General features: G+C 30.7%; 9 protein-coding genes. 6 read left to right on the top strand and 3 right to left on the bottom strand.

Annotated features, from left to right (window positions below; translation table 11 throughout):
• Positions 1-52: 52 nt before the first annotated feature.
• A complete protein-coding gene (locus LL038_RS16780; protein WP_216124931.1) occupies positions 53-871 on the bottom strand; it encodes a MerR family transcriptional regulator in 819 nt (272 codons plus the stop codon).
• Between the two features lie 424 nt (positions 872-1,295).
• On the opposite strand from LL038_RS16780, the gene galU reads away from it, so the two are divergent.
• The 4 genes from galU to LL038_RS16760 all read left to right on the top strand — a co-directional run bounded on the left by galU (position 1,296) and on the right by LL038_RS16760 (position 7,215).
• Positions 1,296-2,210 carry a UTP--glucose-1-phosphate uridylyltransferase GalU gene (galU, locus tag LL038_RS16775; RefSeq protein WP_216124930.1) on the top strand — a complete coding sequence of 305 codons (915 nt, stop codon included), beginning with the start codon at positions 1,296-1,298 and terminating at the stop codon, positions 2,208-2,210.
• Positions 2,211-2,260: 50 nt separating this feature from the next.
• The gene (locus LL038_RS16770) at positions 2,261-3,442 is read left to right on the top strand and encodes a macrolide family glycosyltransferase (RefSeq protein WP_216124929.1); all 1,182 of its coding nucleotides are present in this window, start codon (positions 2,261-2,263) and stop codon (positions 3,440-3,442) included.
• A 135-nt stretch (positions 3,443-3,577) separates the two neighbouring features.
• Positions 3,578-5,353, top strand: a complete 1,776-nt coding sequence (locus tag LL038_RS16765) for an ABC transporter ATP-binding protein (RefSeq protein ID WP_216124928.1) — start codon at positions 3,578-3,580, stop codon at positions 5,351-5,353.
• Entirely contained in the window at positions 5,350-7,215 is a 1,866-nt protein-coding gene (locus tag LL038_RS16760; protein WP_216124927.1) for an ABC transporter ATP-binding protein, read from the top strand. The genes LL038_RS16765 and LL038_RS16760 overlap by 4 nt, the downstream gene beginning before the upstream one ends.
• On the opposite strand, the gene LL038_RS16755 is transcribed toward LL038_RS16760, so the two are convergent.
• A complete protein-coding gene (locus LL038_RS16755) occupies positions 7,212-9,725 on the bottom strand; it encodes a GH39 family glycosyl hydrolase (RefSeq protein WP_216124926.1) in 2,514 nt (837 codons plus the stop codon). The two genes, LL038_RS16760 and LL038_RS16755, sit on opposite strands and share 4 nt — an antisense overlap.
• A gap of 306 nt (positions 9,726-10,031) precedes the next feature.
• Here LL038_RS16755 and LL038_RS16750 point away from each other — a divergent pair, with 306 nt between their 5' ends.
• Both LL038_RS16750 and LL038_RS16745 read left to right on the top strand, forming a co-directional pair.
• Positions 10,032-10,967: an NAD(P)H-dependent oxidoreductase gene (locus LL038_RS16750; RefSeq protein WP_216124924.1), complete on the top strand. Its 936-nt coding sequence runs from the start codon at positions 10,032-10,034 to the stop codon at positions 10,965-10,967.
• Positions 10,968-10,991: 24 nt separating this feature from the next.
• Entirely contained in the window at positions 10,992-12,413 is a 1,422-nt protein-coding gene (locus LL038_RS16745) for a DHA2 family efflux MFS transporter permease subunit (protein WP_216124922.1), read from the top strand.
• 125 nt (positions 12,414-12,538) lie between these two features.
• On the opposite strand, the gene LL038_RS16740 is transcribed toward LL038_RS16745, so the two are convergent.
• Positions 12,539-13,999 (bottom strand): IS1182 family transposase, encoded by a 1,461-nt coding sequence (locus tag LL038_RS16740; protein WP_216128210.1) that lies wholly within the window; start codon positions 13,997-13,999, stop codon positions 12,539-12,541.
• Between the last annotated feature and the right edge of the window lie 480 nt (positions 14,000-14,479).

Below are 14,479 nucleotides of genomic sequence, written 5' to 3'. Positions count from 1 at the left end.
CCCCCATAAATATTATTCTACTGAAAGAATAGACCCTCTAGTAACTAGAGAGTCAAGTTTTTTTATATGGAATTTGTAGTTCAGTCACAAACTTTGATGTATCATTTGTCATTCCGTAATCAATCAGAGTAATTTCAATAGAATCCCCTATCAACGAATATTCCTTACTTTGCATATATTCAAGCAAATTTAAGTAATATCGATTTGCTTCCTTATGGGTACCTTGAAAACGAATGGTCAGATAATCCGAGGCAGGAATAATTCTAGCTTTTCCTTTATCACCATCTTCATTATCCAAAAGAACAAAAATACTTGAAAAACCTCCAAATATTTTCTGTTCCAAATTTTCCTTAGAAACAGATACTCCAATTTTTCCAAGAAACATTACAGTTTCCAAATGGTTACCTAATTCCAATTCCTTAATTGGATATTCCAAATCATCTTGCGCAGAAATTTCTTTTCGAAGAAATGCTATTTTCCTTTCTGGAAGATATTTTTCTTCTATTCGCTCATAAGTTGTATCCACTGCATCTTTTATCTGTATTAAACGATCGTGTAATTTTCGTTCAATTAGTTCCAGTTTCCTTCTTTTAGCAACAATTTCATCTTGCTGCTGCTGCAACATATTAACAAGTTTATCAATATCACGGTATTTAAAAAAATTTAAAATTTTAGCAATTGACATATCTAATGCACGGAGATATTTAATTGTATTAAGTCTCTCAAACTGTTTTGTGGAATAATATCGATATTCGGTAATTTTATTTGTATATTCTGGTTTCAAAAGTCCTATCTCATCATAATATCTAAGCGAGCGTATATTAATCTTAAACAGTTTTGCCATTTCTCCTATTGTAAAAAGTTCTTTCATATGAATCCTCCGTATACAAAAATAATCAAACCATATAATTTGCAATATATCTAATACATGATACATAATAAAATTTATATTTTATTATGTATCAATTTTATCGTAATATTTACACATTATCAAGATAACCTTTCTTTTTCTAATGGAAGCAAAAGAGCTACTATTTTATTTTCAATTTAACATTTTTTTAACATTAGTTTAAAAAATCTTTAACACCAGCATAATATAATAAAATCATCAAGTAAGCAGACAAATATTAAGAAGAGGGTTGTTAAGGAGAATTTTAGAATTGTTATCTACTCCAGAGAACTACAAAGGGGTAAATCTTCTTCTTCTTCTTCTAAGCTGTTGCAGCGACCCAGGAGATGATTTAACTATGATTAATACGATTAAAAACAACTTACAGAAAAAGGAGATATATTATATGAAAATTAAAAAACTTATTATACCGGCAGCAGGACTTGGAACAAGGTTTCTACCTGCGACAAAGGCAATCCCTAAAGAAATGTTACCTATAGTTGATAAGCCTACAATGCAATATATTATAGAGGAAGCGGTTGCTTCTGGCATAGAAGAAATATTAATTATTACAGGAAGAAATAAAAAATCTATTGAAGATCACTTTGATAAATCAGTAGAACTTGAGCTAGAATTAGAACATAAACATAAGGATGAGATTCTTAAACAGGTTAGAGACATATCAAACATGGTGAATATACAATTTATAAGACAAAAGGAACCAAAAGGACTTGGACATGCTATAAATAAAGCAAGAGCTTTTGTAGGTAATGAACCCTTTGCTGTAATGCTTGGTGATGATATAGTTGATGCTAAAATCCCATGTTTAAAGCAGTTAATGAATTGTTTTGAGGAAAAGAATGTAACAATCGTTGGAGTTCAAGAAGTAGCGAAAGAAAATGTTGATAAATATGGCATAGTTGATGGAGTTCAAGTCAGTGATCGAGTATACAAAGTAAATAATCTTGTTGAAAAACCTGAAGTTAATGTAGCACCCTCTAATTTAGCTATACTTGGTAGGTATATAATAACTCCAGAAATTTTTGATATATTAGATAATACGTTGCCTGGCAAGGGCGGAGAAATTCAGCTAACTGATGCTCTAAAAACATTGATTTCAAGGCAAGATATGTATGCATATGTATTTGAAGGACGCAGATATGATGTAGGTGATAAATTGGGATTTCTTGAAGCAACAGTGGAGTTTGCATTAAAAAGAGATGAGCTAAAGGTTCCATTTATGAAGTATCTTCAAACCTTAAAAAATAATGATAGCTTTAAGGGGATATATGAAGAAGTAGCTTGTGACAATGAAAAATAAGAATTACACATTTAATATACTAATAAAATAAAAAGGATGGTTAAAATAAAATGGCTAAAATATTATTTATAAATTTGTTAGGTAATGGACACTTCAACCCTACGATAGGTCTAGTTAAAGAATTAATGAATAGAGGGGAACAGGTTACGTATACTGCTGGTGAAGAGTTTAGAGAAAAAATAGAAAAGACAGGAGCTAGATTTAAAAGCCATACGAGTTTATCAAGTTCTATTAATGGACATTCAAGGTCAGATTCGAAAAATAGTAAGTCTCCGCTAGAAGAGTTAAAAGAAATGATGGAAGAAATAACTGACTATATATTTAATTCAAAAGAAAAATTTGATTATATTTTTTACGATTCAGTTTTTATTATAGGCAGCGAAGTGGGAAGAATATTAAAAATACCTACAATTTGTTCTATTACTACTTTTGCAACTAACGAAAAAGCAAATGTTTTTTCAGAGGTATTTAAGCAATATGAACCTATAATACAGCAACTTGTAAATAGCCCCGTGTACATAAATTTAGCTAAAAATTTAAAAGAAAAATATGATATAAAGATTCCTAGTATAACTACTGCAGTTACTGGAACAGGCATGATTAATATTGTATATACTTCTAAGTATTTTCAAATTTGTGGTGAAAGCTTTGATGAAAGTTACAAATTTATTGGTCCATCAATATCAGATAGAAAGGATGAATTAGATTTTTCTTTAGAAACTAATGATAAGAAGAAGGTTATTTACATATCTTTAGGTACTTTATTTAATGCTTCTATTGAGTTTTATGAAAATTGTTTTAAAGCTTTAGGTAATATGGATGCAACAGTTATTATGTCTATAGGTAAAGACACAGATATTAATATATTTAGTGCTATTCCATCTAATTTTATTGTTCGCAATTATGTATCTCAACTTGAAGTTTTAAAACATACAGATGTATTTATTACCCATGGTGGTATGAACAGTACTAATGAAGCTCTGTATTATGATGTTCCATTGGTTCTTATTCCTCAATCAGTTGATCAGCCTGCCGTAGCAAATAGAGTAGCGCAGCTTGGTGCAGGTATTGTTATTGAAAAAGATAAAATTACCCCTGAGATATTAAAGCAATCAGTAGTTAAAATTCTTTCAGATAATACATTTAGAATAAACAGTGAAAAGCTTGGAAGATCGCTTAGAGAAGCAGGAGGATATAAAAAAGCAGTTGATGAAATACTTAAATTAAAGTGAAGATATTATTGTCAAAGTTGAAATACATATAAGCTTTGGTCACATTTTGGAGACAATATCCATAATGTGGCTATATTTATTAGGGCTAAGGAATTTTCAGGTAAAAAAAGATTAAAATGAATGGGGATGATACTTATGATTAAATTATTTAGGTTTTTAAAACAGTATAAGCTATGGATAATAGTAGTAGTTATATTAACTTTTGTTCAAGTACTTGCAAATCTATATTTACCTACGCTAATGGCTGATGTAGTTGACAAAGGTATATCGCATAAGGATGTAATGCAAACTGTTTCGTTTTTAGGATTTGGTGGTAAGTATAAAGGGATAGATTATATTCTTAGAATAGGCGGACTTATGTTAATATTCTCGGCAGGGGCTGTTATATGCTCAATGGCAGTTACATTTTTATCATCAAAGATTGCTGTAGGGCAAGGTAGAATTATTCGTAGTAAATTGTTTGCTAAAGTTGAAGGATTTTCGCTACATGAGTTTGATAAGGTTGGTACCGCTACCCTTATAACAAGAACTACAAATGACGTTACTCAGGTTCAAACAGCATCCATAATGATTTTTTCTATCCTGCTTCCGGCTCCTTTAACGGCTATAGGTGGCATTATTATGGCTTTAAGAGTGGATACTTCACTAAGCTTAATTTTTACAGTTGTAATTCCACTACTTGGAATAATTATTGCAATAACTCTTAAATTTGCTATTCCATTATTTAAAGTTATGCAAGTGAAAATAGATAAATTAAATCTTGTATTACGTGAAGGGCTTACGGGTATTAGGGTTGTACGTGCATTTAATCGTATAGATACTGAAAAGGTTAGATTTGATCTAGCTAATACTGATCTTATGGACAATGCTGTAAAAGTTAATAAAATCATGGCATTTTTAATACCTATAATAATGTTAGTAATGAACGTTACAACGCTTGCTATAATTTGGTTTGGCGCTAAAAGAATAAACAGTGGAAGCATGGAAATTGGTTCATTAATAGCATTTATACAATATGGAATGCAAATTTTAATGGGGTTCTTGATGCTTGCTATGGTGTTCATTATGTTACCAAGGGCTCAAGCCTCTGCGGTAAGAATAAACGAAGTGCTAGAAATGGAATCTGAAATCAAGGATCCATTGATTACAAAACTAGCTGACACAAAAAGCGGGTATGTTGAGTTTAAGGATGTAACATTTAGTTATCCTGGTGCAGAAAAGCCAGCTATTAACCACATAACATTTAATGCAAGTCCTGGCGAAACGACTGCAATTATTGGCGGTACAGGTTCTGGTAAATCAACTCTTATAAATCTAATACCACGATTTTATGATGTAACTAGTGGTGTAATACTTATCAATGGAGTGGATGTACGTGAAATGAGTCAAGAAAGCCTAAGGGCCAAAATAGGATTTGTGCCTCAAAATACTGTACTATTTTCTGGTACAATTGCTGAAAATATTAAATATGGTAATAATGAGGCTTCTATTGAAGAAATAGAGCATGCAGCAAAAGTTGCACAAGCAACGGATTTCATTTGCGAAATGGAAGAAGGATATGAACATCCGATTGCTCAAGGAGGTACAAATGTCTCCGGTGGTCAAAAACAGCGTCTATCTATAGCTCGTGCTTTAGTTAGAAAACCAGAAATATATATTTTTGATGATAGTTTTTCAGCGCTTGACTTTAAAACTGATGCAAAACTTCGCGGGGCACTTAAAGAAGAAACGGCAAAATCTACAGTAATAATAATTGCTCAAAGAGTTGCAACGGTTATGGATGCAGATAGAATTATAGTAATAGACGAGGGTGAAATTTGCGGCATAGGAACTCACAAGGAACTTTTAACTAGTTGTAAGATATATCATGAGATTGTATCGTCACAGCTTTCAGAGGAGGAATTATCATGAGTGCTAACAATAAAGAAAATAAATCAGCAGGCGGAATAGGAGACTCAGACGGTCCAATAGGATCATTAAATGGCCCTAAAGCCAAAGACTTTAAAGGAACGCTTAAAAGACTTTTAGGTTATTTAAAGCCACAAAGAACTAATTTTATTCTAGTATTTATATTTGCGATCATCAGTACTATTTTTACAATAGTAGGACCTAAGATTTCAGCAAAAGCGATAGACAAATTGGTTGAGGGTATAGCAAACGTAAATGGTGTTAATATAGATTTCACATATATAAAAAATATTATTCTTATATTAATTGTATTGTATTTAATAAGTACAGTTTTCGGCTTCCTTCAACAATATATTATGTCCGGAGTTGCGCAGAAAACTGTTTACAATATGCGTCTTGAGGTTGAAGATAAGTTATCAAGGTTACCTCTTAAATTCTTTGATGCAAGAACTCACGGCGAGATATTAAGTCGTGTAACAAACGATGTTGATAATATATCAACAACGCTTCAACAAAGTCTTACACAACTTATTACGTCTATTGTTACGATAATTGGTATTATCGTTATGATGCTCACAATAAGCCCGATAATGACACTTGTTGTAATTTTAACATTGCCATTATATATTGGTGTGACAGCATTAGTCGCAAAAAGGTCTCAGAAATATTTTGCTGCTCAGCAAAAAGAAATTGGAGAACTTAATGGTCATGTTGAAGAGATGTACACTGGTCATAAAATTGTTAAATCTTTTGGACATGAGAAAGATTCAATTGAAGAATTTGAAAATATAAATGATAGGTTATATGACGCAGGCTATAAAGCTCAGTTCATATCTGGGATAATAATGCCTATTATGAAATTCGTTGGTAATATAGGTTATGTAGTAGTTTGTGTTGTTGGTGGACTTTTAGCAACACAGGGTAAAGTTACTATTGGTAATATTCAAGCCTTTATCCAATACTCTAATCAGTTTACACAACCAATAGTTCAAACTGCAAATATTGCTAATATTATCCAATCGACAGTAGCTTCAGCTGAGCGTATTTTTGAATTATTAGATGAGGTTGAGGAACTTGTAGAAACTTCTGCGACTAAAGTAATTAAGATTCCGAAGGGAGAAGTTAAGTTCGAACATGTTGATTTTAGTTACAATTCAGAAAAATCACTTATAAAAGATATGAATATTGATGTAAAGAGGGGACATACAATTGCAATTGTTGGACCAACAGGTGCTGGTAAGACTACGCTTGTTAACTTGCTTATGAGGTTTTATGAAATTGATGCTGGTAAAATTTCAATAGATGGAGTTGATATAAGAGATATAAAACGTGGAAATCTGCGTAATATGTTTGGCATGGTACTTCAAGAGACTTGGCTCTTTAATGGTACTATAATGGAAAATATCGCTTATGGCAGAGTTGGTGCAACAGATGAGGAAGCTATGCAGGCAGCAAGAGCAGCTCATGCACATCACTTTATTAAGACTCTTCCTGATGGATATAATACAATGTTAAATGAAGAAGCTTCAAATATATCACAGGGTCAAAAACAACTTCTCACTATAGCTAGGGCAATACTTGCAAATCCAACTATTATGATACTTGACGAAGCCACAAGCAGTGTCGATTCAAGAACAGAAGTTTATATACAAAGGGCTATGACAGAACTTATGGAAAATAGAACAAGTTTTGTAATTGCACATAGATTATCTACAATTAAAGATGCAGAGTTAATTTTAGTTATGGATAAAGGAAGTATTATCGAAATGGGTAACCATAATGAGCTTATTGCTAAAAATGGATTCTATGCAGATCTTTATAATAGTCAGTTTTCTGGGGCAAACTTAGATAATGCCCTCTTTTAATAAAGAGGGTTTATTTCTATCAAGCGTACTTCATGAGGTTCTAATTCAGCAGTTATTGTTAAGGCATTATTTTCTGTAGAAAGTATTTTTTTCTGAATTCTTGGAAGAGATACAGATTTTAAATACTCAACATCGCTTTTGTTTTCTAGAGGCACACCACCTAAGTCAAGCCATTTGTCAAAAGAGCTTCCATATTCCCTATTTACAATAGTTTCTGTTAACTGATAACTACTTTCACAAAGGTTTGTAAGTGGAAGAATTAATTTTAATGTATGGTTTTTAGGAAATGGTGTATATCTATTGTTGAAAGTCATATCAAATACTTCACCTGCTGCATACAGTTTTGAATAATGTTGATAATTATATAAGATTATTTGAATTGAAGCTCCATCAGTGGTTATAAAGAATCCATCTCCTTTTTCAAGCAATCTATCACTAAGCTTACTAAGCATTTGAAAAACATAATAGTGGGATTTTTTTATTCCATTATAGGTGAAAATACCCTGTCCGCCATGAAATAATTGATTTTTCATCTTTACTTCTTCACTGAAATCTGATATTTGCCAATAACCGAAACTTTCAAGTGTATCATAATTTTCTAATATATTTTTAGCAATATAAGCTGCTTTATATACAGTATCATTTAATAGCTCATTATTGGAGATTGAAGAATTCCAACCGCTTAAATATAATTTGTCAGCTTTCCAATTGTTTTCATTGAATCTTTTTTTTATACATTGAATATTTTCGCTTAAGGCATTTTCAGATTCCATATACACAAGATATCTTCGTATTTCACCATGAGCTTTTCTTGAAATAGTGGTAGCATCTTGCCCAGATAAATTTATTGGATAAAAATGAATATTTATAAAATCAGGCAAACAATCATTTAATTTGCAAAAATTCATAAATGTATCTAACCAGTTATTTGAACCTGCTAGTGTATCAGCGAAAACTGGAGAACTTCCGAAATTAATAGAGGGACTAATCTTCTTTATAGTCTTATATGTTTCTTTATAAAAACTAAAAAATTCATTTCTATTTTCAAATCCATACATTTTTATAAGATCGGGTTCATTCCAAACGAAAAATGGCCAAGATTCCACTTCTTTAATGCCGTAGCGAGAAATAAAATGTTTAACTAGCTGCTTGATAATATAAGTCCACTTTTCCATACTTTTTGGCAGACTAATAATTGAACTAATAAAAAACATTGTACGAGCGGGATCGATTGCAAGTTCTTTTGGCATAAAAGAAAGTTCCATAAAAGGCTTTAAATTAATTGAGAAAAGAAAATCTATTACTAAATCAATATAAGTAAAACATAGCTCTGGGTTACCATTTTCATTTTCAGAATAAAACATCATTTCATCATCAAGTAACCCATGAAAACGAATATATTCAAATCTAATATCCTGCTGCACCTCGCGAAGCATATGTTGATTTTCAGAAATCAATATATGCTTTGCTTTTCCAATACAAGTAAGAGTTTTAAAAGTATGCCTAAGGGTCACCCCTTTTATTGAAACATCAATTGGATTTATTTCATAAATTTTAGTATGAGGTTTGTTTTCTTCTGTAATAATAACATCTTCTTTAAGATAATTGACCAGGTGATCAAAGGAAGTGCTATGACGCAATGCAAAATAATTTATACTTTCAGCCATACTCCTGCGATCATTAGAATCATATATATCCATTTCTTTACGATATTTACTTGGAAGACATTCATATTTATTTCTAAAGGCAGAAACAAAGGAACGTGTATTTGAAAAACCATTTTTTTCAGCGACATATTCGATTTTAAAATTAGAATTGGCTAAATCTTTTACTGCATGAGAAAGCCGGACGTTTGTTAAATAATCGCTAAAACTAAGACCAATGAATTCTTTGAAAATTTTTGAAATATATGGCATGGACAGATAGAATGTTTCTGATAGATTATTTAATGATACTTTTTCTCTATAATTATCGCTTATGTAATTTAATATATTTTTTATTCTCTCTGAATTTTTATTTATGTCAGTAGAATTAGTAGTACCTTCCACCTTAAAATTAGTAGTTAATATGTACAGCAGTTCATAAACGTAGGATTTATTTAAAAGTTCAATGTTGTCTTCAGGATTAACATTAGATTTTACAATTAAAGCAAGAAGTCGCTTTAGGGGAATAAATTTAGTTTTATCCGCTTCTAAACATGAATTGCAGTCAAAACGATTTTGAGAAAAATGAGAAGTTTCAGGATCAAGTGCAGAAATATCAATTTTTAATGATAATACTTCACATTGGTCACCAGATAAGGAGTGTACATCAAACATATTTATAAGAATAAGATCATCTTTATGTAAATTGTACAACATATTACGGCATTGAACTTGGACACTGCCAGATAATATATATATTATCTCTATACTCTGATGCCAATACCTTTCTGAATTTTCAATTACAAGTACAGAAATATGCATAGAAGATGAAGATTTAAAATTTACAAGTTCTTGATCTATATTCATAAGATACCTCCATAAAAAAATAATGCCAAAATTCCAAGGTGTATAAAATTATTACACTAGCAACAAAGAATTATAACATATAAAAAACAAAAACAAAAATCTTAACTGCAAAATTTTAATATTTTAACTGCAAAAATTTATTCGTAATAATAAAAAAAATATTTTATAAGTCAAAATGAATAGAAAATTACAGTTAATAAAATATAAGAATAGATTTTTCATATACTTGCTAACTGTTACAATAATAATGAAAGTAAATAGTATAACAAACTTTATACTAATGATAAATAATTGGAGGATATGAATATGAAAATTTTAGGTATTTCAGGTGGAAGAAAAGACAGTAATAATGATGCTATGTGTAAAGAAGCTTTAATAGCAGCAAAGGAAACAGGAGCAGAAGTAGAATTTATTCATCTATTAGATTTAGATATAAAATATTGCACTGGGTGTACGGCATGTGTTAATTCACTTATGACAGGAAAAGGAAATAGGTGTGTATTAAAAGATGATTTTGACTGGTTATTAGATAAGATGCTGGATGCAGATGGAATAATTTTTGCAAATCCGATTTTTTGTAAAGGTGCTCCAAGTATGTTCCTTACAATTAGAGATCGTTTCGGACCAAGAATGGATAGAGGTAATAATGTTGTAGCTACTAAAATTGCAGAGGCAACAGGTGGTAAAGTTCCAGATCCAAGAATCTTAAAAGATAAAGTAGTTTCTTATATAGGCATTGGCGGTTCAGATTGGGTTACAGCATTTCAATGTGATTCAGGAATCCAAGCATTAACTCCTATGTGGAAAGTTATAAATAATGAAGTTTTTCCATGGTCTACTGGCATAATTGTAGATGATGATAAAGTTGCAAGAGTTCATGAGATAGGAGTGAATATTGCAAAAGCTGCAAAAGATATTGAAAATGCTTCTTATAAGGGAGAAGAAGGGGTTTGCCCACACTGTCATAGTAGAAACTTCTTTTTAGATAGAGAATCCACGCATGCAGTTTGCTGTTTATGTGGTATTGAAGGTGATGTTAAAATCGTAGAAGGTAAAGTAAGATTTGAATTTCCAAAAGAAAAATTAGAACATGCGCATGATACTTTGTCTGGAAAATTAATTCATGCAGATGATATCAAAAAAACTGTTGCTACAACTATGAGTTTAAAGAAATCAGATGAATATAAACAGCGTTTAGAAAAGTATAAGAATTTTATTACAGCAACTAAGCCACAAAAATAAAAAACCTTATAAATAAAAGTAAAAATGAGGGGCAATGAATTGAAAACTACAAAAAAAATAAACGCAACAAGAATTATAGCCGTTTTAGTGCTTAGTGCATTTATAGCCACGTTTAATGAAACTATATTAAATGTGGCATTGTCAGGCATTATGAAAGAGATGAATGTTACAGTTGCAACTGTTCAATGGTTAATCACAGCATATATGATAGTAACATCAGTTATGGTGCCGATTACAGCATTTCTTATTCAAACATTTAAAACTAGAAACTTATTTTTTAGTGCATTAGGATTATTATTGGTAGGAACAATCTCTGCAGCATGTTCGGGATCTTTTGTTGTATTATTGATTTCAAGAATGATACAAGCTTCAGGAACGGGTATGATGATACCGATTATGATGAATACAGTATTATTAGTGTCACCAAAGGAAAAGATAGGTTCATCAATGGCAATATGTGTATGTGCAGTTACACTTGGACCTGCATTTGGACCAACAGTTTCAGGAATTATATTACAATATTTTAGTTGGCATGTATTATTTATAATTTTAATTCCGATTATAGTATTAGTTATGATTGCAGGAAAGTTAGCATTAGCTAATGTAGGGGAAATTACAAAACCTAAAATAGATTACTTATCTATTGTTTTATCAACTATAGGACTTGCAACTATAATATATGGAATAAGTGGTATTAATGGAAGTGATATTAAAGTTACTTTACTAAGCTTTGCAATAGGAATAATTTGTATGATTTTTTTCGTAAAACGTCAAATTAGTTTGAAGCAACCTATGCTAAACTTATTACCATTTAAATATTCTAAATTTGTGATAGGTTCATTATTAGTAATGGTAGCAATGATGACTATATTTACTATGAATGTAATGTTGCCAATGTTTATGCAGGGGTCACTTAAAGCGACAACATTTGTGGCAGCTATTTCGTTATTACCAGCTGTACTCTGCAATGGAATTGCAGCAGCAATAGGTGGGAAAATTTATGATAAATATGGAGTTAAATGGTTAGTGCCAGTTGGAGTAGGAATAATAGCTATATTTATATTCGTTTTATCTTTTTCTAATAGTGAAACATCATTAATAAAGATAATAATAACTTATACATTTATAGGTATAGGTGTTGGTCTTACTATGTCACCATCTCAAACACATGCATTAAGACAATTACCAAAGGAATACTATCCTCATGGGGTAGCAATAGTAAATACACTTCAACAAGTTTCAGCAGCAATAGGATCATCACTTTTTATGGGAATAATGTCAGCAGTTCAAGTTAAAACTTTAGCAGTAGGACATGTAACAAGTGAAGTTGCAGTAGCTACAGGATTTTCAAGTGCAACAATGGTTGCATTTGGTATTGCTGTAATTGGTTTGATTTTATCATTTGCTTTTGGTCGTGAGAGTAATTATAAAAAAACCTCAAGATAAAAGGAGGCCACTGAAAAAAGCACTCTTTTTTCAGTAGAGTTTTCAAATTTGAATAGAAAAAGCATGAGGAATCCATATTTTTGGATATCTCATGCTTTTTCTTTTATAATTAAGTTTTAAAAGCCCTATTTCATGCTTTTCAACTTAATTATTCTCTTTAGATTCACAGTGAAGATTGATAATGCACCTTGCATTTGCATGCTAATTAAGCCTGACGATATTGCTACATCATAGCCATGTTGGTGCTTAAGTTCACTATTTTTAGCCTCTATCATATAACGCTCCCTAGCACGTTTTTTAAAATATTCACTTTTTTCGAACTCTATTTGATCTTTGTGGGTATTTGACTTTATTGAAACTGAATAAGTTTTAGATTTAGCGCCTTCTTTATAACACCCATCTTTATGAACACAATTTTTACACTTTTCTACATTAAAATAGTAAGTTAACACTTGATTTTTACCAACATTCTTCTTTCCCTGTTTTGCTTTTTTAATAGCCATATGACCTGCCGGACATACAAATAAACCAGCATCTTTATTAAACTCAAATTCATCTTCTTTTTTTCGCATTCCTTGTGAAATTACAGGATTTAGTTTTGAAATTAATGCAATTTTATTTTCTTTTGCATATTCTAGATTTTTCTTTTCAGAATAAGCTGTATCTCCAATTACTTCATTAACATCTATACCAGCCTCACGGCTTTTTTCTATTAAGGCTATGAGCTCCTTTCCATCACTTTTTTCGCCAGTTGTAATAACAGCTGCTGTAATTAAACGTTCTTCACTCATAGCAAGGTGTGATTTATATCCAAAAAAAGAACTATCCTCAGTCTTATGCCCCACTTTTGCATCCTCATCTTTTGATAGTTTTAGGTTTTCTATGTCATCATTAAAAGCTTCGGTTAAGTAGTTTAATTTAGTTTTCACAGTTGGATTTGCTACAATTTCTGGATTCTTGTTTATGCTATCAATTAATAATTTGCAGTACTCAAGAATATCTTCAAGTACTCCATTTGTAACTTTATTCGGCAAATCTTCTTTTATCTCAGGATGTACTCCGTACAATGTTTTTCTTAAATTTTTTGCACGTTTCAATAATTCTTCTCCTGCTGATTTTTGGTTATAACGTGACTTGGTATGCGTAGCATCAACTATTATTGCTTTGCTTTTTAAAACTCCCTCTTTTATAGCAAGTTCTACAGTCTTGTTTATTAATAAATCTAATAAATTCATGTCTTTAAGGCGAAGCTTTCTAAATTTAGTTAATGTACTTGAGTTTATTAAATTTGTTTCTTCTGGGGCTAAATTCAGAAAATATTTAAATGACATATCATAAAGAGTTCTTTCAACAACATCTTCATCAGACAATTCATATATTACTTTCAAAAGCAAATATTTAAATAGCATTATAGGGTTAATAGCACCTCTACCCATAGATGAACTATAGTTAATAATCAATTCGTCATAAACAAATGAAAAGTCAACAAGGTCATTAATTTGCTTTAAAATGTTATCTTTCGGAATAATTAACGAATATAAGCTATGGTATGTATTTATTTTTATTTCCAATTGTCCTTTTAGCATAATAGTTTAGCCCCTTTTATTTTATTCTACTATACTAATTCGACATATCTTTTAAAATTCCTTTTTGTTTTTAGTCTTTTACATAAAAAAATCGCCATCTTTAATTCGATGACGATTTTTCATATAGTTTTTCAGTGGCCTCGATAAAAGTAGAAGTATTTTAGTAAATAGCACAAATTTTTTAGTGTATGATAAGGCTGAAGAGTTTGATATAGCTGACTAAAGTGTGAAAATACACTTTAGTCAGCTATTTTTTATTTTTAAGACCTTACATTTTAAATGTATTATAAACGCTATCTTAAATATCTAATGATATTATGCAGATAGCTTTTTAAATGTTACAATTCTGATTGAAGCGAAATATTTTAGTATTATAAAATTAATATATAAACTACTGTTGGATAAAATCCTTGTTATGACTCAAAATATATTAAATAAGATTTATAGTATTAGATGAAGTATCGAAAGGAGTGGTTATTA

This window comes from Clostridium estertheticum (assembly GCF_026650985.1).
Classification (GTDB): Bacteria; Bacillota; Clostridia; order Clostridiales; family Clostridiaceae; genus Clostridium_AD; species Clostridium_AD estertheticum_C.
The sequence above is the reverse complement of the archived record's forward strand: the minus strand, read 5'-3'. Positions and strand labels throughout refer to the sequence as shown.

Bases quoted from the DNA above. Each gene is read 5' to 3' on its own strand.
- LL038_RS16780 (WP_216124931.1), bottom strand. From the start codon at position 871: ATGAAAGAACTTTTTACAATAGGAGAAATGGCAAAACTGTTTAAGATT.
- galU (WP_216124930.1), top strand. From the start codon at position 1,296: ATGAAAATTAAAAAACTTATTATACCGGCAGCAGGACTTGGAACAAGG.
- LL038_RS16770 (WP_216124929.1), top strand. From the start codon at position 2,261: ATGGCTAAAATATTATTTATAAATTTGTTAGGTAATGGACACTTCAAC.
- LL038_RS16765 (WP_216124928.1), top strand. From the start codon at position 3,578: ATGATTAAATTATTTAGGTTTTTAAAACAGTATAAGCTATGGATAATA.
- LL038_RS16760 (WP_216124927.1), top strand. From the start codon at position 5,350: ATGAGTGCTAACAATAAAGAAAATAAATCAGCAGGCGGAATAGGAGAC.
- LL038_RS16755 (WP_216124926.1), bottom strand. From the start codon at position 9,725: ATGAATATAGATCAAGAACTTGTAAATTTTAAATCTTCATCTTCTATG.
- LL038_RS16750 (WP_216124924.1), top strand. From the start codon at position 10,032: ATGAAAATTTTAGGTATTTCAGGTGGAAGAAAAGACAGTAATAATGAT.
- LL038_RS16745 (WP_216124922.1), top strand. From the start codon at position 10,992: ATGAGGGGCAATGAATTGAAAACTACAAAAAAAATAAACGCAACAAGA.
- LL038_RS16740 (WP_216128210.1), bottom strand. From the start codon at position 13,999: ATGCTAAAAGGACAATTGGAAATAAAAATAAATACATACCATAGCTTA.